Here is a 24,151-nt window from a genome sequence, read left to right as displayed (position 1 = left end):
CGCCATATTCAGCACTCGGTCATCCGCGCAACATGAATAAAATTTCATGCATGCCCAGGCGATTGTTTTTCAAACGATTTCAGAGCGGGTCGATATTCCTCCCCGTCCGAGGATGACCATTCAGCGAATTTCACGTTAAGCGTGTGTTACGTTCGCCGCACACCGGTTTCAACTGAACGCAGAATGAAACAGCCAAGGATGGTCACAGGCCTGGGACCGGTCACCGTTGAACACCATCAAGACGTCCCACGGAAGGGAAAGCCACGACATCACCACTACACGGGGTTACACATGTCTCGCCAAGGTACTTCGATCTCGCGTCACCCGCTTGCCGCCGCCGTCCTCACCGGCCTGCTGCTCACCAGCGCTACCGTCTTCGCACAGGACAACGGCGCCACCAATCTCGACCGCGTCACCGTCACCGGTTCGCTGATCCCGCAGACCGAGATCGAGAACCACACGCCGGTGCTGACCGTCACCGCCGAGGACATCCAGACCCGCGGCTTCACCAGCATTTCCGAAGTCCTGCAGCAGTCCTCGCTGACCACCGGCGGCCTGCAGGGCGGCCAGACCGCGGCCTCCTTCACCCAGGGCGCCGAAGCGGCCGGCATGTTCGGCCTGGATCCGGGGTACACCAAGTACCTGATCAATGGCCGCCCGATGCTGCAGTACCCGGCGCTCTACAACGGCAGCGATGCGTTCAACAACCTCAGCGGCATCCCGATCGACATCGTCGAGCGCATTGAAATCCTGCCGGGCGGCCAGTCCTCGCTGTACGGTTCGGATGCGATCGCCGGCGTGGTCAACATCATCCTGAAAGAGCGCATGGAAGGCGGTGTGCTCAACGTCCGTGGCGGCGCCACCACCGAGGGCGGTGGCAACAACATCCGCGTCAGCGGCGCCAAGGGCTTCAACAGTGCCGATGACCGCTTCAATGCGCTGGTCAACGTCCAGTACGAAAAGAGCAACCCGATCTGGGGCTACCAGCGCGACCTGACCCGCACCAACAACCGCGTCGGTTACAGCGCGCAGGTGCCGGCCAATGACTTCCTGGTCTACCTGCCGGCGGACAACAACGCGTTCGTGATGATGGATCCGACCCGCTGCGCCAGCGTCGCCGGCCAGTTCGGCGGCACCACCGTGCTCGGCACCCGCGCGGCGGGCGAGTCGTGCGGTTCGGCCTACGGCGCCGGCTACCGCACGCTGAAGAACGACAAGGAAAGCAGCCAGTTCTACAGCTCGATGACGTTCGATGTGAACGACAACTTCACCCTGTTCGCCGATGCGCTGTACAGCCTGGAAGAGGTCAAGTACACCCCGGGTTCGGGCTATACGTTCTGGGGCAGCGACCTGAGTTTCGGCGCGTTCTATGATCAGGACACCGATCAGTACATGAACCTGCAGCGCGCGTTCGCGCCGGAGGACATCGGGCCGAACGGCTACAAGGACATCCTCAACACCGACCGCAACAAGGCCTACCAGGTCACTCTGGGCGGGCGTGGCACGTTCGGCAACTGGGACTACAGCGCCAGCTTCAGCCGTGGCGAATACAAGCTGACCGAGCGCGGCTTCGTGCGCTGGGCCGATGACATCGACAGCTACTTCGAGAACCGCGTGCTCGGTCCGGTGCTGGGCACCACCGATGACGGCTACAACATCTACAGCCCGAACTGGGGCGCGTTCTATTCGCAGCTGCCGGCCGGCGATTTCCAGAGCTTCACCGGCTACACCTACAACGAAAGCAAGACCTGGCAGAACCTGGGCCGCTTCCAGATCACCAACGGCTCGCTGTTCACCCTGCCCGGTGGCGATGCCGGTTTTGCCCTCGTCGCCGAAGCCGGCAGCGAAGGCTGGGATTACCGCCCGGACGAGCGGCTGATGGACGGCAGCGTGTGGGGCACCACCTCGGTGGCCGGCAATGGCCATCGCAGCAACTACGCGCTGACCTCCGAACTGCGCCTGCCGCTGATCGATTCGCTGACCGTCACCGGTTCCGGCCGTTATGACGCCTACAAGATCGCCGACAACACCGTCGACAAGGCCACCTACAGCGTGGGTGTCGAGTTCCGCCCGATCGAAAGCCTGCTGTTCCGCGGCAAGTACGGCACCGCGTTCCGTGCCCCCACCCTGCCCGACGCTTTCCAGGGCGAGAGCGGTTACTACGCCAACGGCGCGGTCGATTACTACCGTTGCGGCCAGCTCGGCTATGCGCCGGCCGATACCCTTGCCTGCCCGTACGGCAACGAGTCGGTGTTCGGCGTGCAGGCCGGCAACACCGAACTGGAACCGATCACCGCCGATGTCTGGAATGCCGGCGTGGTCTGGGCACCGATCAACAACCTGTCGGTCTCGGTGGACTACTACAACTGGAAGATCGACAACGAAGTCGACACCCTGAGCTCGGACCAGCTGCTGCGCGCGGAGTACTACTGCCGCAACGGGCAGGACAACCCGACCTCGGCCAGCTGCGACAATGTCGCCGACTGGATCACCCGCGATGCGGCCGGCAACATCGAGCAGATCTTCACGCCGAAGCTCAACGTGGCGCGCCAGAACCTGCAGGCCCTGACGGCCAGCTTCAAGTACGTGCAGGACATCGGCCGGTTCGGCTCGCTGCAGTTCGCCAGCAACTACACCAACATCCTCAAGCGCGAGCTGCAGCCGCAGCCGGGCGACGGCTACCTGGATCTGCTGCGCGACCCATATGCGATGTGGTACTACGACGCCTACGCCAAGGTCCGTACCGATGGTTCGGTGGGCTGGGCCAAGGACCGCTGGACCACCACGCTGTACTTCAACTACATCGGCAAGACGCCGAACTACATGTCCTACCTGGGCGAGAGCTACGACTACGTGCATTCGTCCGGCTACAAGGCGGGCAAGTGGGGCTCTTACACCACGTACAACCTGAGCGTGAACTACCGGGCGCTGGACAACCTGACCCTCTCGCTGATGGTCAACAACGTGTTCAACAAGATGCCCGACGGCCAGGCCCACAGCTACGCCGGCAACGTCGCCTCGCCGTACAACAGCAGCATCTACAACCCGTACGGTCGCGCGGTGTACGTGCAGGCCAAGTACGATTTCGGCACCAAGACCAACTAAGCAGCACCAGGGATGACACCCTCGGGCCCCGCCGCAAGGCGGGGCTTTTCCTTGGCCGTCACCGGGCCGGGCGCTGGTCCGCGATTGACCGGATCAGGCCGCTTGCCATCGGCCATGACCTTCGACACCCTTGCAGGCCGGGCCAGCGGCGTATCGTCTGGCCCACAGGCCCTTGCGGGCCATTCCTGCATGACTTTCCGGCCTGGAGGCCAATCACGTGATCGCTCGTACACCCAAACTGGTACTGCTGACCCTGGCCGTTTCGGCCGCGCTGGTCGGCTGCGGCAAGAACGAAACCCCGGCAACGGACAGCGCAGCCTCCACCGCCGCGCCGGCCGCCACGGCCGCCACCGAGTACAAGCTCGACGAGAGCAAGCTGCCGGCCTACAACGCCTTCCACCCGTCCGACCTGGACACCAGCATGGACGCCTGCGGCGCGTTCGGCGACTACGTCAACAGCAAGTGGCTGGCCGCCAATGAAATCCCGGCCGACCGCACCAGCTGGGGCGCCTTCACCATCCTGGACGAGCGCTCGGTCGCCGTGCAGCACCAGCTCGCCGAGCAGGTCGCGGCGGTCAAGAACCCGGCCGGCATCGAGAAGATCGTCGGCGACTTCTGGGCCACCGGCATGGACGAAGCCAAGATCAATGCCCAGGGCATCGAGCCGATCAAGGCCGACCTGGCCGCCATCGACGGCCTGCAGGACAAGGACGCGATCGCCAACTACCTGCGCACCAGCGCAGCCAAGGGCGAGAACGTGCTGTTCGGCTTCGGTCCGGAAGCGGACTTCAAGAATTCCAGCATGAACCTGGCGTACGCCAGCCAGGGCGGCCTGGGCCTGCCGGACACCACCTACTACACCGACGCCAAGAACGCCGACAAGCTCAAGGCCTACCAGGCCCACGTGGCCAAGGTGCTGGAACTGGCCGGCGTGGCGACCGCCGATGCTGAAAAGCAGGCCACCGACGTGGTCAAGTTCGAAACCCGCCTGGCGAAGGCCTCCAAGTCCAGCGTCGAGCTGTCGCGCGATGTCTCGTTGTTCTACAACCCGGTCACCGTGGCCGATGCGGACAAGCTGACCCCGAACTTCAGCTGGAGCGAGTTCTTCAAGGCCCAGGGCATCGCCACGCCGGAGAAATTCTCGCTGGCCATGCCGAGCTTCCACCAGGAAGTGAGCAAGGCGCTGGGTGATACCGATCCGTCGGTGTGGCGCGCCTACCTGCGCTTCCACACCGTGGACAGCGCCTCGCCGTACCTGGCCGATGCGTTCGTCAACGAGAGCTACAACTTCTACGGCAAGACCCTCAACGGCCAGAAGGAGCAGAAGCCGCGCTGGAAGCGCGTGCTGGGCACCATCGAGAACGATGCCGGCGATGCCTTCGGCCAGCTGTACGTCAAGGTCGCCTTCTCGCCGGAAGCCAAGGCGAAGATGGAAGAACTGGTCAAGAACCTCGCCGCCGCGCTCAAGGAGCGCATCCAGGGCCTGACCTGGATGAGCGACGAGACCAAGGCCAAGGCGATCGCCAAGTGGGAAACCTTCACCCCGAAGATCGGCTACCCGGACAAGTGGCGTGACTGGAGCGGCCTGAGCACCGGGCGCGACAGCTACCTGGGCAACGTCCGTGCGGCCAATGCGTTCAACTACAAGTTCGCGCTGTCCAAGATCGGCCAGCCGGTGGACAAGACCGAGTGGGGCATGACCCCGCAGACGGTCAATGCCTACTACAACCCGCTGCAGAACGAGATCGTGTTCCCGGCCGCCATCCTGCAGCCGCCGTTCTTCGATCCGAAGGCCGATGACGCGCTGAACTACGGCGGCATCGGTGCGGTGATCGGCCACGAAATGACCCACGGTTACGACGACCAGGGCAGCCGCTTCGGACCGACCGGCAACTTCGAGAACTGGTGGACCGACGCCGACACCAAGAACTTCAGCGGCCTGACCGGCAAGCTGATCAACCAGTTCAACGGTTACAAGGTGGACGGCCAGGCGGTCAACGGCAAGCTGACCCTGGGCGAGAACATCGCCGATCTGGGCGGCCTGGCGACCGCCTACGACGCCCTGCAGAAGGCCTCGGCCGGCAAGGAAGACCCGAAGGTCGACGGCTTCACCCGCGACCAGCGCTTCTTCTTCAACTGGGCCACCGTGTGGCGCACCAAGTACACCCCGGAGAACATGAAGGTCCGTCTGGCGACCGACCCGCATGCCCCGGCGCAGTTCCGTGCGATGGGTGCCCCGTCGAACCTGCCGACCTTCGCCGCTGCGTTCCAGTGCAAGGCCGGCTCGCCGATGGTGCGCGCAGGCGACCAGCAGGTCGTGATCTGGTAAGCCATCGCGCCCCGGCGTGATGTGATCCATGCAGAGGCCCGGGATTTTCCCGGGCCTTTGTTTTTTTGGGCGCGCGCTTGCCATCACGCTCGTTTCGCTTTGCTTGGTACACTCGCGCGACCTCATCCCCGCTGGATTCGCTTTACATGTCCAACCTCCGTCCGCTCGCCATTGCCCTGGGCCTGAGCCTGGCCTCCCTGGTCATCGCACACGATGCGCATGCCGCGCCGAAGAAGAAGGCCGCCGCCCGCGCGCCGGCCGTCAGCGCGCAGTGCAGCGACTTCTACGAGGCCACCAATGCGACCTGGTTGAAGGCCAACCCGGTACCGCAGACCGGCGCCACCACCGCGCTGGGCCAGCTCGCCGACCGTACCCGCCAGCAGCAGCGTGAACTGCTGGATGCGGCGATGACCTCACCGCAGGGCAACGTGCAGAAGCTGCTCGGCGATTTCTGGGCCAGCGGCCTGGACGAAGCGGCGGTGGAAGCCGACGGCTCCAACCCGATCGCCCCGCTGCTGACCCGCATCAACGCGATCAAGAAGGCCAAGGACGTGCCGGCCTCGATCGCCGCGCTGCACCAGGTCGGTATCCCGGTGGCCTTCAACTTCGCGCCGGACGTGGACCTGAAGGCGCTGGACCGCCACATCGGCTACTTCATGCAGGGTGGCATGGGCCTGCCGGACCCGGCGTTCTACACCCGCACCGATGCCGACACCGTCGCGCTGATGGGGCGCTACCGCAATTACGTCAAGCAGGTGCTGGCCCTGACCGGCACCCCGGCCGACAAGCTCGATGCCGAGTCGCAGTCGGTGATCGCGCTGGAAACCGAACTGGCGCGCAACGCGCAGTCGCTGGCCGGCATCAACAACCCGTTCAACAACTACGCGCCGATCTCCACCAAGGAGCTCAACAGCCGCTATCGCAACCTGCAGCTGGAGGCCTTCCTGAAGGCACAGGGCGTCAACGACGACCTGGTCTCGCTGGCCGATCCGGCGCTGTTCAAGCAGCTCGACGGCATGGTCACGCGGATCAAGCCGGAGCAGTGGAAGGTCTACCTGCGCTGGCGCGTGGGTGACGCCATGGCACCGTACCTGTCCAAGGCCTACCGCGACGCCGAGTTCGAATTCCGCGGCCGCGTGATCCGTGGCCAGACCCTGCCGCCGGCGCGCTGGGAGCAGGTGCTGGACGCGATCAACGTCGCTGCCGGTCCGATGGTCGGCCGTGAGTACGCGGCCAGGCATCTGTCCGCCGACGACCGTCGCAAGGCCGCCCTGGTCGTGGACAAGATCCGCGAAGTGCAGATCGACGCGGTCAAGCGCAGCACCTGGATGAGCGATGAAGCCAAGACCGAAGCGCAGGCCAAGCTGGCCGCGTTGAAGATCGAGATCGGCACCCCGCTGCGCGATCTGGATTACACCGTGCAGCCGATGGGCCGTGGCAGCTTCGGCGGCAACATGCTGATCGCCTCCACCTGGCGCCACCGCGAAGAAATGAAGCGCATCGGCAAGGGCAACGCCGACCGCCGCTGGGACGTGCTGCCGCAGCAGCCGGCGCTGGCCTATGACATCGCGCAGAACCGCCTGATCGTCACCGCCGCCGTGCTGCAGGGCCCGGTGTTCAACGCCAAGGGCGATACCGCCGAGCTGTTCGGCAGCTACGGCGCACTGGTCGCCCACGAGCTGACCCGTGCGATCGACGCCAAGGGCGCGCTGGTCGATGCCAAGGGCGAACTGCGCAGCTGGTGGACCCCGGCCGACAAGACCGCCTGGACCCTGTTCGGCAACCGCGTCGCCGCGCAGTACAGCGGGTACGACTACCCGGGCGTCAAGGGGGCCAAGGTCAACGGCGAACTCACCCGCGAAGAGAACCTGGCCGATCTGGCCGGCCTCGAACTGGCGTGGGAGGCTTACAAGGCCGTCGAACCGGCTGCCAAGCCGGCCGCCCAGCAGGGCTTCTTCCGCGCCTGGGCGAGCCTGTGGCCGCAGCAGCTGTCGCCGAACGTCGCCGCGCAGCGCGTGACCTCCGACATCCTGGCCCCGGGCCGCTGGCGCACCAACGGCCCGCTGTCCAACCTGCCGGCCTTCGGTGCGACCTTCACCTGCAAGCCGGGCCAGCCGATGCAGCGCGTGGACAACGACCAGATCAAGGTCTGGCGCTGAGTCCTGCCCCTGGCACTGGTCAACGAAAAAGGGCGCCCACGGGGCGCCCTTTTTTTAATGGGGACGGAGGTGGTTATTAACCACCTCCGTCCCTGTTATTTGATGCTTGTTATTTGATGCTGCGCAGGTGGTTGGGGCGCTTCGGAGGTCCCGGTGGACGCCGGTTGTTGAACGGCGGTTGGCCGCGCCAGTAGCGGATCAAGAGCCAGCCGAACAGCATGCCGCCCAGGTGGGCGAAGTGGGCCACGCCCGGCTGCCAGCCGGTGGCGCCCAGCATCAGTTCCATCGCGCCGAAGACGATCACGAAGGTACGTGCCTTCATCGGGATCGGCGGGAACAGCAGCATCACCCGCTGGTTGGGGAACAGCATGCCGTAGGCCAGCAACAGGCCGAACACGCCACCGGAAGCGCCCAGCACCGTGGCCGGGTCGGCCAGCATCATGCCGACCAGCAGCTGGCACAGGCCGGCACCGGCCACGCACACCAGGTAATAAGTCAGGAAGCGCTTTTCGCCCCAGGTCTGTTCCAGCGGCGCACCGAACATGAAGAGCGCGAGCATGTTGAAGAACAGATGGCCGAAGCTGCCATGCAGGAAGCCGTAGGTGAGCAGCTGCCAGGGCTGGAAGTTGCCGCCGGGCGAGAACGGATCGAAACCACCGCCCAGGGGTTGCAGCATGAAGGGCTCGAACGTGGCATTGCCGAGCAGGAACGGCTGCTGCAGCAGGAACAGCAGGACGTTGGCGATCAACAACGCTTTGGTGACGGTAGGCAGTCGCGGAAACATGGGGGCATCCTTTGGAACTGCGCCCATCATAGCCGCAGCACCCGGCCGCACGCTGCGCACCAGCGCGCCCTGTTCAACGCCCAGGCAGCGTCAGCCCGGGCCCCACAGGGCGGCATCCAGATCGTCCGCGCCGGCCACCGGCATGCCCTTGACCCGCCCCCGCTCGATCGCCACGCCCTCGGCGCGCAGCCGCTGGCTCTGTTCCTTCCAGCCGGCCGAGCCTTCCGGCATCGCGATGCGCCCATCCGAGCGCAGCACGCGGTGCCACGGCAGCTCCGGGTCGTCATTCATGCCAAGCACGCGCGCGGTCAGCCGCGCCCTGCCCGGCAGCCCCGCCTTGGCCGCGACCTGGCCGTACCCCATCACCTGCCCGCGCGGGATCGCGCGGATCACCGCCAGGATGCGCGCACGCGCCTGTGCCGCCGGGTCATCGCCGATCGCGGCCGCGTTCACGCGCGGACCCGGCTGACCAGCAGCACGCCGAGCAGGACCAGCGCCGTGCCGAGGATCTGCCACGGCCCCATGGGTTCGTCGAGCAGCCATAGACTCATCACGATGGTGGAGACTGGACCGAGCATACCCACCTGCGCGGCCAGCGACGAGCCGATCCGCTTCACCGCGAGCATGATCGCCATCACCGGCAGGACCGTGCACACCGTCGCATTGATCAGGGAGAGCCAGTACACCGGCACCGGTGCCTGGCCCAGCGCCGACATCGGATGCAGCACCGCGAAGTGCAGCACGCACAGCACGCAGGCCACGCAGCTGGCATAGGCGGTCAGCCGGATCGCACCGATCCGCGCCACCACCTGGCCACTGCCGAACAGGTACAGCGCATAGCTCAGCGCACTGGCGAACACCAGCGCGCTGCCCAGCACGATGCGCCCGCCTTCCAGCTGCAGGTCATGGCCGAAGGCGAGCAGTACGCCGAGATAGCTCAGCACCAGTGCGGCCACCTGCCAGCGACCGGGGCGCTTTTTCAGCAGCACCAGGCTGATCAGCAGGACCAGCGTCGGGTTCAAGTACAGGATCAGCCGTTCCAGCGTGACGCTGATGTGCTGCAGGCCCTGGAAGTCCAGCAGGCTGGACAGGTAATAGCCGGTGAAACCCAGCCACACCACCCGCCCGCGATCGCCCCATGACAACGCCGGCGCGCGCCGCGCGGACCAGACGGCCAGCAGGGCGAACAGCGGGAAGGCCATCAACATCCGCAGCGCCAGCAGCGTGGTGGCATCCACGCCATGCCGATACGCCAGCTTGACGATGACCGCCTTGCCCGAGGCGGCAATGGCGCCGATCGCGGCCAAGGCGATGCCGCCGGCGGCGATGCGGCTGGAGGACGTGGGCAGCGGGGAAACGGGTGACGGCATCGGGACGGCGGACAGCCGCACGGAGGCGGCTGGGACAGGTACGGAACGGCTATTGTCGCATGGGGGGCGGTGGGTGCTTTGCGCGGGCAGACCGGGAAGGAACGGCGTTCCGATCCTGTTTCAACTGCGGAAAGAACCTGGCCGGCCGCCAAGGCTGCGCCTGCGGGAGGTTGTGCCGCGCGGTGCGCGGTTGCCACGCATGGCGTGGCACTACCGGATCCCGGGCGCGGCTTCGGCGGCTGCACGCCCCTGATGCGCTTTCAGCGCATCAGTACGACTTCTTCCGCCGAGGTCGGATGGATCGCTACCGTGTCGTCGAACTGGGCCTTGGTCACGCCCATCTTCACCGCCAGCGCGAACCCCTGCAGGATTTCGTCCGCCGCCTCACCGAGCAGGTGCACACCGACCACCCGCTCCTCTTCGCCCACGCAGACCAGTTTGAACAGGCTGCGCTGGGTGCCATCGGCCAGCGCCTGCAGCATCGGGCGGAAGTTGCTGCGGTACACGCGAACGTCGCCGTACCTCGCGCAGGCCTCTTCTTCGCTCAGCCCCACCGCGCCCAGCGCCGGGTGCGAGAACACCACGCTGGCGACGTTCTCATAGTCCATCTTCGCCTGCGGCTGGCCGCCGAACAGGCGGTCCATCAGCTTGCGCGCCGCGGCGATCGCGACCGGGGTCAGGCCCACCTTCCCGGCGATATCGCCCACGGCATGAATGCTCGGCACCGCGGTGGTCTGCCACTCGTCGACCTCCACCTCGCCCTTGTCACCCACCACCACGCCCACCGCTTCCAGCCCCAGATCGGCACTGTTGCCGCGTCGGCCGGTGGCGAAGAACAGCGCATCGAAGTGACCATCGGCGGGCCCATCATGGCCGAGCGCGACCACCGCGTCGCCGTCACGCTGCAGCTCGCGCAGGCGATAGCCGAAGTGGACCTGCACGCCCTGATGCCGCAGGTTTTCGGCAAGCTGCGCGGTCAGTTCGGCATCGAAACGCTCCAGCAGGCGCTCACCCCGCACCAGCAGGGTCACGCGGCTGCCCAGCGCCTGCAGCAGCCCGGCCAGTTCCACCGCGATGTAGCCGCCGCCGACGATCGCGACCCGCTCCGGCGCGCTGCACAGGTTGAAGAAATCATCGGAGACCAGCCCCAGTCCGGCACCGGGAATATCGGGGCGCTGCGGATGTGCGCCGGTCGCGATCAGGAGGTGCGCGGCACTGATGCGCACGCCATCACTGCATTCCACCGTATGCGCATCGACCAGCCGACCGCGGCGCGGCACGCGCACTACCTTGTTTTCGTCCAGGCGCTTGAGATAGCTGGCATGGATGTTGGCGATGTAGGCCTGGCGATGCACCACCAGTTCCTTCCAGTCCAGCGACGGGCGCACCGGGACATCGAAGCCCATCGCCGCGGCCAGGCCGATCCGCCCGGACAGATCGGCGGCCAGCCACATCGCCTTCTTCGGCACGCAGCCGACGTTGACGCAGGTGCCGCCGAGTTCACCCGGCTCCAGCATCGCCACCCGCTGGCCGTGCTGCGCCGCGCGGAAGGCCGCGGCCAGGCCGCCGGAACCACCGCCCAGCACGATCAGGTCATAGTCGTATTGCGTCGTCATTGGCATCGCTCAACTCGGTAAGGGGCAGGATCGAACGCCGGCGTGCGGTCGTTGATCAGGTCTGCCATCAACGGGCCGGTGCCGACGCTCATGCGCATCTCCAGCATGCCACGACCGGCCGCGATCCAGACGTGAGGGGAGGTGCCGCCGCCGGGTCAGGCCCGACGCAGCGGCGGCCACTGCAGATAGGTCATCGCGCGCCAGATCCACTCCAGCGGCCCGAAGCGGAAATACCGCAGCCACGCATGGCTGATCGCGACCTGCACCGCGAACAGTGCCAGAGCGAACGGGATCTGCCACAGCCGCGGCATCGTCTCGAACGCCCCCAGTCCGTAGCCGTAGAACACCCAGGTGCAGACCAGCGACTGGCCGATGTAATGGGTCAGCGCCATCCGCCCCATCGGTGCCAGCAGCTGCAGGCGCGCGCGCCAGCGCACGATCCAGGCCAGATACCCCAGGCACATCAGCAATCCGGCCAGCGCACTGATCGCATACGCTGCGCCACCGGGCAGATCCAGGGTGCCGGGCGCCTGGTAGGGGTGCCAGATCGCACTGCCCAGCATCAGTGCCAGGCCGCTCGGCAGCGCAACCCAGCGCAGCCGTGCATACAGCCGCGCGAAACGCTCCGGCTCGGCCAGCGCGCCGCTGCGGGCGAACCAGCTGCCGATCAGGAACATGCCCAGTACTTCCGGGCCGATGACGAAGATCCCGGACAGCATCGCGCCCAGATCACGCAGGCGCTGACCCACGGCCTGCGCCCAGCTGCCGTGCGCGTATGCCTGACGCTGCAGTTCGATCGTCTGTTCGGCCTGTGCGATGGCTTCGCGCAGCGGCGCCTGGGTATGCTCCATGCTGGCCATCCAGCTCATCAAGGCACCCAGCACCATCACCAGGGCGGCCGCGCCCAGGTAGCTGATCGCGCCCATCGCCGGCAGCCAGCTGCGCGGCGCCTCGCGGCAGGCCAGCAACAGCAGTGAGATCAGCGCATAGATGACCAGGATGTCGCCCGACCACACCAGCAGCGCGTGGCACAGGCCGATCAGCAGCAGCGCCGCGCTGCGGCGCAGATAGAACGGCGCGAACGCGCGGCCGGCGAGATCGGCGCGCTGCGCCATCACCGAGAACCCCGCGCCGAACAGCAGCGAGAACAGGGTGAAGAACTTGCCCTGGACCAGCACGTAGATGGCCGCGTCGGCCCAGTAGTCGGCGCCCTGCCAATGCGGATCGATGCCGGTGAACGACAGATCCAGCGGACTGCTGAACGCCTCCATGTTCATCAGCAGGATGCCCAGCAGCGCGAACCCGCGCAGGATGTCGATGACGGCGATGCGCTCGTGGGCGCCCACCGGCTGCAAAGAAGAAGAAGCTGCGTTCACAGGCAATCCGCTGACCAGGTCCGCCATTATGCCGTGCGCGCGCGGGCCTGCCGCACAAACGAAAACGGCCCGCCGAAGCGGGCCGTTGGATCAACGAAAGGTCACCGCACTCAGTGCTGGTGGCCGCCGTCGCCGTGCACGTGGCCGTGCTCGATTTCTTCCTTGCTGGCTTCGCGGACGTCAACGATCTCGACGTTGAAGTGCAGGTCCTTGCCGGCCATCGGATGGTTCAGGTCGACGTCGACCACGCTCATGCCGACCTTCTCGACGGTGACCGCACGCGGGCCGAAGTTGGTCTGCAGCACGACCTGCTGGCCCGGGACCAGCTTGCTGGTGCCGAAGTGCTTCTTGGGCACGCGCTGGGTCAGGCCTTCGCGGCGCTCGCCGTAGGCGTCGGTCGCCTTGACGTCCACTTCGAAGGTGGCGCCGGCTTCCTTGTCCATCATGGCGTTTTCCAGGCCCGGGATGATGTTGCCGTGGCCGATCAGGATCGCCAGCGGATCACGGTCCTTGGAGCTCTCGATCGGCTCCTGGCCCTGCTCGGCGACGGTGTAATGGAAACGGACGACGCGGTCTTTTTCGATCTTCATGCGCAACTCTGGTCTGGAGACTGCCGAGGGCAGACGGGTGAGGCGGGTTGTGGCCTGCCGGATACGCCGCCATCATGACGGCCTTCTAAGGTCGCGCATTATCCGGACAACATGCACATGACGCCAGTTTCGCGCCTGACCCGCCTGCCCGGCCAGCTGGCCCTGCTGGCGATCATCGCCCTGCTGAGCGCCTGCGGCGGCGGCAAGACCACCCGCCCGGCCCCGCCGCCCGCCTCGACCCAGGCCTGGCCCAGCGTGGCCCCGAACGATCCGCAGGCCGCCAACTCAGTGCTGATGCGCGCGATCGGCCTGGTCGGCACGCCCTACCGCTACGGCGGCAACACCCCCGAATCCGGTTTCGACTGCAGCGGCCTGGTCGCGTACGTGTACCGCGAGATGCTCGACCTGCGCCTGCCGCGCACCTCGCGCGATCTGGCCGCCGTGCAGGGGCCGAAGATCGATCCCAAACGCCTGGCGCCCGGCGATCTGGTGTTTTTCGGCAACAAGGGCAACGTCTTCCATGTCGGCATCTATGTCGGGGAAGGCCGCTTCGTGCACGCCCCCAGCACCGGCGGCACGGTGCGGCTGGACTCGCTCGGCGGACCCTATTGGAAAGACCACTACACGGGAGCGAAACGCGTCCTTTACTAAGCTGAACAGGGGTAAGGTCCAAATTTGTGACCGAAGTCACGTAGTTGTAAACGAAAAATTAACGGAATTTGTACCTAATCACTGCGCTTACACGGCATCATCACCCATCGTTTTTATTCAGTGACCGCCGCGTGACGACAGACGACCTGACGTGCAAAGGCCAGACCGCCGCAACCCGGCGACGCGCCCGACCTGCTTTCCTCGCTGCAGCACTCTGCCTGGCCAGCCTTCCGGCCTGGGCGCAGTCCGCACCGACGACCGCTCCCGAGGTTGCTGCATCCCCCGTCACTGTCACCCCTGATTCTTCCGCGCCGGCCAAGCCCAAGGCTGATGCGCCGGCCCGCAGCAAGGCCGATGCCGCTGCCAGCGCCACCCTCGCCGCCCTGCTTCCGCACCTGGCGGCCAACGACACCATCCCGCTCATGGACCGCTCGGCGATGTTCGCCGGCGATCTGAGCCGCCTGCTCGCCAATTACGACGCCAGCACCGGCGCCACTGCCGTGGTCGGCGACGCCGCCGACAACGGCAAGGTCCAGTCCCTGCTGCGCCGTGCGATGACCCTGCTCGGCACGCCGTACCGCTGGGGCGGCACCTCGCCGGACAGCGGTTTCGACTGCAGTGGCCTGGTCGGCTATGTGTTCCGGACCGCGCTGGGCGTCGAACTGCCGCGCGTTTCCCGCGAGATGGCCCATGACGGCGCTGCCGAACTGATCAATGACCGCAACGCGCTGGCGGCCGGCGACCTGGTGTTCTTCGGCCGCAAGGGCCGGGTCGACCATGTCGGCATCTATGTCGGCGAAGGCCGCTTCCTGCATGCCCCGAGCACCGGCAAGGACGTCCGCGTCGACAGCCTGGTCAGCGGCTACTGGGGCGGCAAGTTCATGCAGGCCCGCCGCGTCGACCTCTGACGCGCCCTGCTGAACCGCCCGATCGAAGGCCGCTGCCCTGCAGCGGCCTTTTTCGTTGGGCGACCGGCACTGGCCGCTGACCGGCCCAACCCGCGTTCCCTTCTCTGTCACCGCCGTTTTCCCGGCCGGCGACGCGCCCGGCGCTTGTGCACCGTGGCGGGGGACGGACCCGGACGTGGGGCGGCACGTCCGTGGCAACCGATCAGGCAGCAGACACCGCCCGCGATCCTCGTCGACAAGGTGACGCATGGCGGCTGTCCCCGATTTTCCTGCCCGGTGTGTGATCTGGTTTGGGCACCCCCTCACGCTTGAACGGGCGACCCTCGCTGCGGCCGGTTGGCAGGTCCGCGGCGTGGCCCCCGAACAGTGCGCCGGCATCGGCATGCGCGGCAGCGACCAGATCGTGGGCCTGCTGGACCTGCGCACCGCGGTCCCGGCCAACCTGGCCCATCTCCAGCAGTTGCTGGTCGACCACCGCCACATGAGCCTGCTGGCCCTGTTGCCGGCCGCACCCCTGCGCGCCTCGCCGGTGCTGGATGCGCTGCTCGCTGCCTGCGTGGATACCTACACCGCGCCGATCGACCTGCCGCGGGTCGTGCAGCGGCTGCAGCAACTGGCCGGCGCGGACCCGCTGCCCGCCAAACATGGCCCGCAGTCCCTGATCGGCGACAGCGCCGTGCTGCAGGTGACCCGCGCGGCGATCCGCAAGTACGCGCCGGTGGACCTGCCGGTGCTGATCACCGGCGAAACCGGCACCGGCAAGGAGCTGGCCGCCCAGGCGCTGCATGCGCTGTCGGCACGCCACGCGCGCCCGTTCCTGGCGGTGAACTGCGGCGCCATCCCGGCCGCGCTGGTGCAGTCCGAGCTGTTCGGCCACGAGCGCGGCGCCTTCACCGGTGCGGCCACGCGGCGCCTGGGCCTGTTCGAATCGGCCAGTGGCGGCACCGTGTTCCTCGACGAGATCGGCGACCTGCCGCTGGATGCGCAGACCAACCTGCTGCGCGTGCTGCAGGAGGGGACGGTCGAGCGCGTCGGCAGCAATCGGCCGCTGGAGGTGGACGTGCGCGTGCTCGCCGCCACCCACGTGGACCTTGAGAAGGCGGTCGAACAGGGCCACTTCCGTCGCGACCTGTTCTACCGGCTCAATGTGCTGCGCCTGCCCCTGCCGACCCTGCGCGAGCGCGGCAGCGACATCGCGCTGCTGGCCCACCACTTCCTCGCCAGCTTCCGGCACCGGCACGTCACCCGTGCGCGCGGTTTCACCGCCGAGGCGATCCAGGCGCTGGAGTGCTTCGCCTGGCCGGGCAATGTGCGCGAGCTGCTCAACCGCGTGCAGCGTGCGGCGATCGTCAGCGATGCCGAGCTGATCAGCGCGGCGGACCTGGAGCTGAGCCAACCGCTGCTGCCCACCGCCGAGCGTGGCCTGCAGGGTGCAAAGCAGGTGGCCGAACGCGAGACCCTGCTGCATGCGCTGCGCCAGAACGATTTCAACATCACCGCCTGCGCCCGCCACATGCAGGTCTCGCGGGTGACGGTCTACCGGCTATGCCGCAAGCACCAACTCGCGCTGCCCGAACTGCGCTGACGGGACCGTACAGCGTGTGAGCAGTCGCGCTCACAAGCTGTACGGCACCTTGAAGGCCAGCGTGAAGTCCGGTGCGTCCGGGGTCAGGCCGATGCCGAGCAGGCTCACCAGGGTGGTCTTCTGGTTGAGGGCATAGGTGATGCCCAGGTTGAGCGTGCCCGCGTTGGCATCGCTGCCGATCACCTTGAGCCACTGGCCATTCTTGTAGCGGGTGGAGGCGCGCGCGCTCAGCTTGTCGCTGAAGGAGATGCTCAGGCTGGTGCGCTCGTTGAACGCGAAGGCCACGCCGGCACCGAAGTAGTACGAGCCGCCGAGCTTCACGTCGCCCGGGTTGGTGGTGTCCGGGTTGGCGTCGATGTCGTCGAAGCTGCGCGGGAAGGAATGGATGTAGCCGATGTTGGCGAACAGGATCGCCGGATCGGCGGTCTTCACCGCCGACAGGCCGACGTTGGCCTGCCACACCCCGTTGCCGGTGGGTTGCTGCTCGGGCACGGCGAAGCGGATGAAGTCATCGTCGTCGCGCTCGAGCACCTTCCAGTCCAGCCCGTACGGTGCACGCCCGGTCGGTGCGGTCGCGCCCACGGTCAGCACGGTTTCCGGCAACCGCCCACGTTCGGCGAACAGCCGGTAGTTGGCGCTCACGCCCACATCGCCGATGCCGTTGCCGGTGGTTTCTTCCTGCGCGATCGCCGCGGCCGAACCGCCGGCGCCGCCCTTCTGGAACACGGTCTTGCGCGCCAGATAGGGGACGTCCAGGTTCAAGGTCAGGCGTGGGCTGACGCCCCAGCGCGCGGCCAGGTTGTAGGTCAACGTGTCCGACTCGACATTCTCGATGGCGATGTTGCCCAGGAAGATCGCATCCAGCGCCAGGAAGCCGTTGAGGCTGAGCTGCTTGCGGTCATAGCGGGCGTAGGAGAGGCTGTTTTCCAGCGTGAAGCGGCGGCTGAAGAGCGCGGCCTGCTGCTGCTTGACGTCGTCCACGCTGCGCCGCGATTCCTGCTTCGCCTGCTGCGCTTCGGCCGCCGAGCTGGCATAGCCGTCGGCGCTGGCCGGTGCCGCGGGCGTGCCGGCCGGCAGTGCCTGTTGGGGTGAAGGTTCGGCACCGGCGACCGGTGCGGTCTTGCCGGTCAGTCGTGCCTGCATGGCCTGCACCTGCATGTCCAGTTCGCGCAGGCGTCGTACTTCCTGCGCGTAGTTGGCCTTGAGACTTTCCAGCTGCGCCATCAGCGCCTTGACGTCGGCCGCGTCATTCGGCGCAGGTTGCTGCGCCTGTGCATGGGCGGACGCAGCCGCCATGAGTGCCAGCGCCGCCAGCGCCAGCGGTGTTGCGCGGATCATCGTGTGCATTGCCTTGGCCCACCGTTGTGTTGACGCTCCCCCTGCCGTGCCGCTGGATCACTGGCCCGGCCCCATGCCTACCCCGCGTACCAGCGTCATCGCCTGCGCCACGTTCTGGTTGAGCGGAACGTTGTTGGCCAGCGACTGCTGCACGAGGTCGACCTGCAGCCGGTTGGTGACCGACTGTCCATCACTGCCCAGCGCGATGCTCTGGCCGACGCTGCCGTTGCGGATCCACTGCTGGACCGCACCGACACCCTCGATCTGCAGCTGCACCCTGGCCGTGTTGCCCTCCAGCTGTGCCAACGCACTGACACCGCCCTGCTGCACGCTGGCCAGGTGCGCGCCTTCGCCGGTGGGCGTGGGTGCGGTGCCTTCGCGTACGGTCAACTGGGTGGCGTTGCTGGCCAGGTTGCCGTCACCGGCGACCTGGATGCTCTGGCTCAGGCCGGCCACGTTCTGCAGCCCGCTGGACTCCACGCTGCGCCCGGGTGTCACCGGCAGCGGCGCATCGGCCGCGGTCACGCTCACGCTTGGTGCGAAGCTGATCTTCGGTGTGCTGCCGCCGTGGCTGAAGTCCATGCCCAGCTTCAGCGCGCTCTGCGCCGACTGCCCGCCGGCGGTCTGCCACTGCGAGACCATGGTGACGCCGAACCACGCCACGGTGTTGCCACCGACGGTGTAGCGGCCACGCATGAGGTTCAATTCCGGATCGGGGATCTCGCTCAATCCCTTGCCGGGCCGGCTGTCGTCGGCGTGAGCCGGCGCGATGCCCAGCAGCGCGAGCAACACGATGCCGGGCGTCCAGGTTGCGATGTTCATGGTGCCTCCTTAAAACAGATCGGCATGGGTGAATCCGAAGTCGACCAGTTCGGCATCGGTGATCGGTCCCTGCCTGGCGTACAGCGAACGGGCACTCGGCCGTTCACCGGGCTGCAGCAGTACCGTGTTGCGATCGAAGTCACTACCGATCACGACAAACACGGCGCGCGACGGCCACGCCTGGAGAAATTCGCTGACGGGAATGCTGCGGTTGCCCAGGATCGGGTCGGCTACATCCACCAGATCGCCACGGACCTGTTTGAGGACCACGAAATGGCGGAAGCCCCGCACATCCATCAGCACCAGCCCGGGCACGCGCAGTGAGCGCAGGCGCTCTTCGTTGACGCGGTAGCCGCGGCCGCGCATGCCCATCGATTCGACGTAACGCTTGATGTCCAGCAGCGAGAAACCGCGCTGGTGGACCAGTTGTGGATCCGAAACCCCCATCATCCCTTCGATCACCGTGCCCTCATCCGCCTCCAGGTGGTAGGCGTAGCGCAGGATCGTGGCCAGGGCAGCCGCGCCGCAGCTGTAATCGGTGTGTTGCCTCACCACGTTGCGGAAGCGCCGTTCCTGCATGCTTTCCACGCGCTGGGTGAGCACCGCCCCGTTGGGCAGCACGCCACTGAAGCCGACATCGCCGGCACGCACGAGACCCATCGGCATCATCCACATCGACAGTGCCCAGGCCAGTATCCAGGTGCGCATTCGGGTGGACATCGTGTACTCCGGCTCAGGAAGGAGCCCCTGCCCCAAGGGGGAGAAGGGACAGGGGCTCCCGGGGAGCCCGGTCATTGGCGGATGACCGGGTTTGTTGCGCTCAACGCGTACTGCTTGCGAAAACGGACAGACTTACTGTTCCGGACCGCCGCCACCACCGCCGCCGGTGGAGGGCTGCGCAACCGCCAGGGCCAGACTGTTGGCCTGCAGGTTGCCGGTACCGGAGGCCACGTTCACCCCGATGTTGCCGGAGGCGCCGGAGAACGCACTGCCGGACAACGCCGCGGTGTTGGTCGCATCCACGTTCACCCAGCGGGTGGTGGACACGGTGCCGCTCAGGCTCGCGTAGAGGTCGGCCACGCCCAGTTCAACGAACTGGCTGGTGCCGCGCTCATCGGTGTCGAACGCAATGCCGCCCACGCCCGGACGATTCGGGTTGGCGGTGGCATTCTGGATATCGCTATCCATGTCGATATGACCGGTTTCGCTGCCGCTCGGATGGTCCAGCGCGCCGCTCCAGGTATCCAGGTAGTAGTTGTCTTTCTGGTAGGCACTACCCGAGCCGCTGTAACGGCCTGCACCCACGGCCAACGTCGCACCGGCAACGCGACCACTGAGGTTCACGTCCACGGTGTCGGTCATCGACTGCAGGTAGCCGGCGTTGCTGACGGTGTTGCCGGAGGACACCTGGTTGGAGCTGATGCTCGAGGTCGCATAGGCGCTGGTGGCCACCGACGCAGCGAGCGCATTCTTCTGCTCGTTGTTGTTGCCGGAGGCGACGTTGGCGCCGATGTTGCCGGACGCGCCGCTGAAGGCATTGCCACCCAGGCCCGCGGCGTTGGTTACGCCGGAGTTGAGGGTGGTGTTGCCACCGCCGAACTGGTTGACGAAGACTTCCGCATCGGCCATGCCGAAGCTGAAGGACGCGTCCGCCGCGGACAGCGAAGCAGCGTTGTCCTGCGCGTTGTTGTCACCGGCGGCGACGTTGAAGCCCAGATTGCCGGAGGCATCGGCACCGACGTCGTCGGCGATCGAGGCGCTGTTGGTCACCAGGCTGTTGCCAGCCAGGTTGTTGGTGACGGACTGGCGGTTGTCGATGACGGCGATGGCGGCCGAGTCGATATCGATCGAGCCGGTGATTTCCGGATCACCCGAGAAGCGGATGTCCGAGCTCAGGCGCAGGTCTTTTTCGATGTTGACGTCAACACCGTGGTTGTTCTTTTCCTGGCGTTCGTCGGCCTGGATGTTGCTGGTCTTGTTGACGTTCTCGGTGACGATGCGATTGCTGGTCACGTCGCGGTTGCTGGTGACGTTGGTGTTGCTCGTCACGTTGTCGTTGATGGTGGTGTTGGTGGTGCTGTTGTTGTTGCGGGTGTTGTTCCAGGTCCGGTTCCAGGTACGCGAATCGGTGTTGGTGTTCGTATTGGTTTCGGTGTTGGTATCGGTGTTGGTGTTGGTGCGCGTTTCAGCCACGTTGTGCAGGTGGTTGATGTTGGCGCTCTGGTTCTGGTTGTCGCGGTCATTGCCCCAGCCATTGGCGCCGGCGGAGGCGGATGCGGCGGCAACGGCGATGGCCAGTACGGTCCGTTTCATGTTGGTGTTCATGGTGCCCTCTCTCTCATCACAGACAATCGGGTGGATGTGACTACTCACGGGGTGGACTGCACCGAGATGCTCAGTTGGTTTGCGGTGGCGTTGCCGGATCCCGCGATCTGATTGAGTTGCAGGACGCCGTCGAATCCCTGCAGCGCGGAGGCTTCGACCGCCACCCTGCGAGTTCCGGCCGACCGACCGCTGTTGACGGCCCCCTGCCCCCCTGCTGACGCGAGCGCGCCCGACGCGGCCAAGGCCTCGTCGTTCGTTTCGCGTATGCCCTGTTGCGCCAGCGTGGCGGTGACGACGTTGAGCGTCGCGTTGCCGTTGCCGCTGGCCTGGTTGATCGATGCCACGCCTCGGGCGCCATTGAGTGCCTGGCCACCGAGCGTGGCGCTGGCGTCCATGGCGGTGTCGCTGAGGCTGACGTTGTTGGACTGCTGCTGGCGCGCGTCCACGGTGATGTGGGCATTGCGGCCGTTGGCGATGCCCATCAGGTTGGCCTGCTGGTTGAGATCACCGGCGGCCATGTTGACGGTGATGGCGCCATCGGCGCCGGCCAGCGTGCGCCCGTCGATGCGGCTCTGGTTGAGGTAGGAGAGCATCGCGGCGTAGTCGTTGCTCTGCTGGGCATGCACGGCCAGCGGAGCGAGCAGCAGGCAGCTGAGCAGGCTGGCGCGCAGGACGGTGTTCATTTGCCCGGCCCACCGGCAGGCTGGCCCAGCGGGAACTGCGCGAGTGCGCCGCGGACCTGGTCGCCGATGCCGCGCGTGGCGTTGCCGACCGCGCCCATGGGCCCGCCGATGGTGTTGCTGAACTGGCCGCTGGAGAGCATGCCGCTGTCGGTGGCTTTGCCCAGGGTGCTGTTGACGGTGTGGCCGGTGACGCGTTCGATCGTGGTGGCACTGCGGGGAATGCCGGCCCCGGTATTGGAGCCGAGCGAGGCGTAGTCGTCGTCGCTGAGTTCGTCCATGCCGGTGGAGGTCCCCAGGGCCTGGCCGACTTCGCGCCGCGGTGAGGGATCGGCGATGAGGGCCATGCCCGGCGGTGCGGGGCGGTAGGCGGGACGTGCGGAGACGTCACGCAGGAGGACGATTTCGCCGGGCTGGGCTTTGACGCCCTGACGCGCGCCGGAGGCGTGGGCGGCGGCCGGCAGGATGAGTGCGGCGGCGAGCAGCCAGAGTGTGGTGTGTCGTATGCGGTATGCGGCAACGCTGTCCATGGCGACCTCCGATGACATGCGGAGGGATGGAGCAGCATTCGTGCCAAGTTCGGAACGCCTGTGTTTGCGGGGTTTCTGTGCGTTCGTGTTATCCGCACGCAACATTGCTGTTACAGGGGCGTTGGCGTTGGAGCGGATGAATGGGTTGGTGCGGTGATCACGTGGCGCTGACAGGTAGGCGCGGTGCGGGTGTATCACGGGTGTTACACCGGGTGATACAGGGGTTTACGGTGCGGATTCAGGGTGGTTGCCTGGCGCGCGCAACGCTTCAACTGTTCATTGGCGGGGCGGCCGGTGTGTCGAGCGCTGGGCCTCGCTACGCTTGTCGGCGAATGTCCCCCGGTACCGGCCTGCGGCCGTCCCCTCCTCCTTGATTTCGCCCACAAGCGCAGCGAGGCCCATCGTGTCCAGCCACTGGCGCCCCCCCTCAGCAAGCACAGGTTTGCAGTACGCCTAGCACCGCGCACGAGCCCCGAAGCGGCCGGTAGGCTCCTGGGCAAAATCAAGGAGGAGGCCGTCGCCGCCAGGCGGCGGCCGGGGGACATTTGCCGAGGGGCCTGCCGGTCGCTTCGGGGCGTAACGCTCGCGGCGACCCCAAGCGGAAAAAAAAGACCGGCTCTCGCCGGTCTTTGGGTGCTGCGTTGGTGCCTGCATCAGGACGTTCGTTCTTCGCCTTCATCCACGCCGAGGTTGGTCGATGGGTTGTCGTAGACCGCGCGGTCGAGCAGGCCGGTTTCCTTGGCGACGATGACCGGGACCAGCATCTGGCCGGTGACGTTCGTCATCGTGCGCATCATGTCGAGGATGCGGTCGATGGCGTAGAGGTAGCCGATGGTTTCCAGCGGGAGATTGGCGGCGCTGAGGACGACGGTCGCCATGACCACGGCGGTGCCGGGGACGCCGGCGGTGCCGAAGCTGCCCAGCACCGAGGCGATCAGTACGACGATGTACTGCTCGGGGGTGAGCGGGACGCCGGTGTACTGGGCGATGAAGACCGCGCACAGGGCGGGATAGATCGCGCCGCAGCCGTCCATCTTGATGCTGGCGCCCAAGGGAACGGCGAAGGAGGCATAGTCCTTGTTGACGCCGAGGTTGTGGGTGATCGAGCGCATCGCGGCAGGCATCGCGGCGAAGCTGGAGGAGCTGACGAAGGCGACCTGCATGCCGGGTGCGGCGCCGCGGAAGAATTTCAGCGGGTTCAGGCCATGCATGAGCAGCAGGCTGCCGTAGACCACCACGATGTGCACGGCGCAGGCGATGTACAGGGCGAGGACGAAGTTGCCGAGCGGCAGCAGTTTCTCGAAGCCGTAGCTGCCGACCAGGCCGGCGATCAGGCCGAAGGTGCCCAGTGGAGTGATCTCCAGCACGAAGCGGGTCACCTGGATCATGATCTCGCTCATCTGCCCGGTCAGCTTGCGTGCTTCGCTGACCTTGTCGCCCAGCTTGACCATGGCAAAGCCGAGCAGGCCGGCGAAGAAGATCACCGGCAGGATCGAGCCACGGCCCGCGGCGAGGACGGTTTCACCGGCGGCATTGATACGGGTGCCGATGCCGGTCAACGCGTAGAACACGTTGGAGGGCACGACATCCATCAGCACCTTGATCACGCTGGGCACTTCGCGCGGGGTGTAGCTGTGGTCCATGCTCAGGCTGAGCGCGCCGCTGCCGGGCTGCATGACGGTGCCGACGGCCAGGCCCACGCAGACCGCCAGCGCGGCGGTGATGATGAACCACAGGAAGGTGCGCCCGCCCAGGGCCGCGACGGACTTCTGCCCGTGCAGCGAGGAGATGGCGTTGATCACGGCGAAGAACACCAGCGGCACCGCGATCATCTTGATCAGGGTGACGTAGAGGTCGCCCAGGGGCCCGAACCAGGTTTCAGCCGCCGGCCCGAGCAGCCAGCCGGCCAGTGCGCCGAGGACGAAGCCGCCGAGGACCCGTTGCCAGAAGGGGATCCGCAACCAGGCAGAGACCAGCTTCATG

General features: G+C 66.6%; 19 protein-coding genes and 1 pseudogene. 6 read left to right on the top strand and 14 right to left on the bottom strand.

All coding sequences use genetic code 11. From position 1 onward, the window contains the following. The first annotated feature begins 291 nt into the window (after positions 1 to 291). From ABE434_RS10280 to ABE434_RS10270, 3 genes are all read left to right on the top strand, one after another. Entirely contained in the window at positions 292 to 3,105 is a 2,814-nt protein-coding gene (locus ABE434_RS10280; RefSeq protein ID WP_346478747.1) for a TonB-dependent receptor, read from the top strand. 220 nt (positions 3,106 to 3,325) lie between these two features. Beyond that, positions 3,326 to 5,434 (top strand): M13-type metalloendopeptidase, encoded by a 2,109-nt coding sequence (locus tag ABE434_RS10275; protein ID WP_346478759.1) that lies wholly within the window; start codon positions 3,326 to 3,328, stop codon positions 5,432 to 5,434. 146 nt (positions 5,435 to 5,580) lie between these two features. Further along, positions 5,581 to 7,593, top strand: coding sequence for a M13 family metallopeptidase (locus ABE434_RS10270; RefSeq protein WP_346478746.1), 2,013 nt, complete (start codon positions 5,581 to 5,583; stop codon positions 7,591 to 7,593). A 109-nt stretch (positions 7,594 to 7,702) separates the two neighbouring features. On the opposite strand, the gene ABE434_RS10265 is transcribed toward ABE434_RS10270, so the two are convergent. The 7 genes and pseudogenes from ABE434_RS10265 to ABE434_RS10235 all read right to left on the bottom strand — a co-directional run bounded on the left by ABE434_RS10265 (position 7,703) and on the right by ABE434_RS10235 (position 13,329). After that, on the bottom strand, positions 7,703 to 8,377 hold the full coding sequence (locus tag ABE434_RS10265) for a rhomboid family intramembrane serine protease (protein WP_346478745.1): 675 nt from the start codon (positions 8,375 to 8,377) through the stop codon (positions 7,703 to 7,705). A gap of 90 nt (positions 8,378 to 8,467) precedes the next feature. Beyond that, a complete protein-coding gene (locus tag ABE434_RS10260) occupies positions 8,468 to 8,830 on the bottom strand; it encodes an MGMT family protein (protein WP_346478744.1) in 363 nt (120 codons plus the stop codon). Continuing rightward, positions 8,827 to 9,747 carry a DMT family transporter gene (locus tag ABE434_RS10255; RefSeq protein WP_346478743.1) on the bottom strand — a complete coding sequence of 307 codons (921 nt, stop codon included), beginning with the start codon at positions 9,745 to 9,747 and terminating at the stop codon, positions 8,827 to 8,829. The genes ABE434_RS10260 and ABE434_RS10255 overlap by 4 nt, the downstream gene beginning before the upstream one ends. 260 nt (positions 9,748 to 10,007) lie before the next feature. After that, positions 10,008 to 11,363 carry a glutathione-disulfide reductase gene (gene gorA / locus ABE434_RS10250; protein ID WP_346478742.1) on the bottom strand — a complete coding sequence of 452 codons (1,356 nt, stop codon included), beginning with the start codon at positions 11,361 to 11,363 and terminating at the stop codon, positions 10,008 to 10,010. Continuing rightward, positions 11,360 to 11,500: pseudogene (locus tag ABE434_RS10245) on the bottom strand (amino acid dehydrogenase); the annotation flags it as partial. The gene gorA and the pseudogene ABE434_RS10245, both read right to left, overlap by 4 nt. Positions 11,501 to 11,518: 18 nt before the next feature. Next, a complete protein-coding gene (locus ABE434_RS10240; RefSeq protein ID WP_346478741.1) occupies positions 11,519 to 12,766 on the bottom strand; it encodes a DUF418 domain-containing protein in 1,248 nt (415 codons plus the stop codon). An 83-nt stretch (positions 12,767 to 12,849) separates the two neighbouring features. Beyond that, positions 12,850 to 13,329 carry a peptidylprolyl isomerase gene (locus ABE434_RS10235; protein WP_088433264.1) on the bottom strand — a complete coding sequence of 160 codons (480 nt, stop codon included), beginning with the start codon at positions 13,327 to 13,329 and terminating at the stop codon, positions 12,850 to 12,852. A 111-nt stretch (positions 13,330 to 13,440) separates the two neighbouring features. Between ABE434_RS10235 and ABE434_RS10230 the strand changes: the two genes are divergently transcribed. From ABE434_RS10230 to ABE434_RS10220, 3 genes are all read left to right on the top strand, one after another. Continuing rightward, the gene (locus ABE434_RS10230) at positions 13,441 to 13,980 is read left to right on the top strand and encodes a C40 family peptidase (protein ID WP_346478740.1); all 540 of its coding nucleotides are present in this window, start codon (positions 13,441 to 13,443) and stop codon (positions 13,978 to 13,980) included. A gap of 146 nt (positions 13,981 to 14,126) precedes the next feature. Beyond that, on the top strand, positions 14,127 to 14,888 hold the full coding sequence (locus ABE434_RS10225; protein WP_346478758.1) for a C40 family peptidase: 762 nt from the start codon (positions 14,127 to 14,129) through the stop codon (positions 14,886 to 14,888). Between the two features lie 247 nt (positions 14,889 to 15,135). Next, on the top strand, positions 15,136 to 16,473 hold the full coding sequence (locus tag ABE434_RS10220; RefSeq protein WP_346478739.1) for a sigma-54 dependent transcriptional regulator: 1,338 nt from the start codon (positions 15,136 to 15,138) through the stop codon (positions 16,471 to 16,473). 30 nt (positions 16,474 to 16,503) lie between these two features. On the opposite strand, the gene ABE434_RS10215 is transcribed toward ABE434_RS10220, so the two are convergent. From ABE434_RS10215 to ABE434_RS10185, 7 genes are all read right to left on the bottom strand, one after another. Next, on the bottom strand, positions 16,504 to 17,820 hold the full coding sequence (locus ABE434_RS10215; protein WP_346478738.1) for a hypothetical protein: 1,317 nt from the start codon (positions 17,818 to 17,820) through the stop codon (positions 16,504 to 16,506). A gap of 48 nt (positions 17,821 to 17,868) precedes the next feature. Continuing rightward, entirely contained in the window at positions 17,869 to 18,633 is a 765-nt protein-coding gene (locus ABE434_RS10210; RefSeq protein ID WP_346478737.1) for a hypothetical protein, read from the bottom strand. A gap of 9 nt (positions 18,634 to 18,642) precedes the next feature. Further along, positions 18,643 to 19,308, bottom strand: coding sequence for a C39 family peptidase (locus ABE434_RS10205; RefSeq protein ID WP_346478757.1), 666 nt, complete (start codon positions 19,306 to 19,308; stop codon positions 18,643 to 18,645). A 177-nt stretch (positions 19,309 to 19,485) separates the two neighbouring features. Continuing rightward, on the bottom strand, positions 19,486 to 20,946 hold the full coding sequence (locus ABE434_RS10200; protein ID WP_346478736.1) for an adhesin: 1,461 nt from the start codon (positions 20,944 to 20,946) through the stop codon (positions 19,486 to 19,488). Positions 20,947 to 21,002: 56 nt separating this feature from the next. Further along, positions 21,003 to 21,641 carry a hypothetical protein gene (locus ABE434_RS10195; RefSeq protein WP_346478735.1) on the bottom strand — a complete coding sequence of 213 codons (639 nt, stop codon included), beginning with the start codon at positions 21,639 to 21,641 and terminating at the stop codon, positions 21,003 to 21,005. Beyond that, positions 21,638 to 22,168 carry a hypothetical protein gene (locus ABE434_RS10190; protein ID WP_346478734.1) on the bottom strand — a complete coding sequence of 177 codons (531 nt, stop codon included), beginning with the start codon at positions 22,166 to 22,168 and terminating at the stop codon, positions 21,638 to 21,640. The genes ABE434_RS10195 and ABE434_RS10190 overlap by 4 nt, the downstream gene beginning before the upstream one ends. Before the next feature lie 653 nt (positions 22,169 to 22,821). After that, positions 22,822 to 24,150 (bottom strand): dicarboxylate/amino acid:cation symporter, encoded by a 1,329-nt coding sequence (locus tag ABE434_RS10185; protein WP_176989255.1) that lies wholly within the window; start codon positions 24,148 to 24,150, stop codon positions 22,822 to 22,824. Position 24,151 lies beyond the last annotated feature (1 nt).

The organism is Stenotrophomonas sp. TWI1183, from assembly GCF_039673115.1.
GTDB lineage: Bacteria > Pseudomonadota > Gammaproteobacteria > Xanthomonadales > Xanthomonadaceae > Stenotrophomonas > Stenotrophomonas maltophilia_AA.
The sequence above is the reverse complement of the archived record's forward strand: the minus strand, read 5'-3'. Positions and strand labels throughout refer to the sequence as shown.

Excerpts from the sequence above, each read along its gene's own strand:
- ABE434_RS10280 (WP_346478747.1), top strand. The coding sequence starts at position 292 with ATGTCTCGCCAAGGTACTTCGATCTCGCGTCACCCGCTTGCCGCCGCC.
- ABE434_RS10205 (WP_346478757.1), bottom strand. The coding sequence starts at position 19,308 with ATGTGGATGATGCCGATGGGTCTCGTGCGTGCCGGCGATGTCGGCTTC.
- ABE434_RS10265 (WP_346478745.1), bottom strand. The coding sequence starts at position 8,377 with ATGTTTCCGCGACTGCCTACCGTCACCAAAGCGTTGTTGATCGCCAAC.
- ABE434_RS10240 (WP_346478741.1), bottom strand. The coding sequence starts at position 12,766 with ATGGCGGACCTGGTCAGCGGATTGCCTGTGAACGCAGCTTCTTCTTCT.
- ABE434_RS10215 (WP_346478738.1), bottom strand. The coding sequence starts at position 17,820 with ATGCACACGATGATCCGCGCAACACCGCTGGCGCTGGCGGCGCTGGCA.
- ABE434_RS10210 (WP_346478737.1), bottom strand. The coding sequence starts at position 18,633 with ATGAACATCGCAACCTGGACGCCCGGCATCGTGTTGCTCGCGCTGCTG.
- ABE434_RS10190 (WP_346478734.1), bottom strand. The coding sequence starts at position 22,168 with ATGGACAGCGTTGCCGCATACCGCATACGACACACCACACTCTGGCTG.
- ABE434_RS10220 (WP_346478739.1), top strand. The coding sequence starts at position 15,136 with ATGGCGGCTGTCCCCGATTTTCCTGCCCGGTGTGTGATCTGGTTTGGG.
- ABE434_RS10185 (WP_176989255.1), bottom strand. The coding sequence starts at position 24,150 with ATGAAGCTGGTCTCTGCCTGGTTGCGGATCCCCTTCTGGCAACGGGTC.
- ABE434_RS10255 (WP_346478743.1), bottom strand. The coding sequence starts at position 9,747 with ATGCCGTCACCCGTTTCCCCGCTGCCCACGTCCTCCAGCCGCATCGCC.
- ABE434_RS10270 (WP_346478746.1), top strand. The coding sequence starts at position 5,581 with ATGTCCAACCTCCGTCCGCTCGCCATTGCCCTGGGCCTGAGCCTGGCC.
- ABE434_RS10195 (WP_346478735.1), bottom strand. The coding sequence starts at position 21,641 with ATGAACACCGTCCTGCGCGCCAGCCTGCTCAGCTGCCTGCTGCTCGCT.
- ABE434_RS10235 (WP_088433264.1), bottom strand. The coding sequence starts at position 13,329 with ATGAAGATCGAAAAAGACCGCGTCGTCCGTTTCCATTACACCGTCGCC.
- ABE434_RS10230 (WP_346478740.1), top strand. The coding sequence starts at position 13,441 with ATGCACATGACGCCAGTTTCGCGCCTGACCCGCCTGCCCGGCCAGCTG.
- gorA (WP_346478742.1), bottom strand. The coding sequence starts at position 11,363 with ATGACGACGCAATACGACTATGACCTGATCGTGCTGGGCGGTGGTTCC.
- ABE434_RS10200 (WP_346478736.1), bottom strand. The coding sequence starts at position 20,946 with ATGAAACGGACCGTACTGGCCATCGCCGTTGCCGCCGCATCCGCCTCC.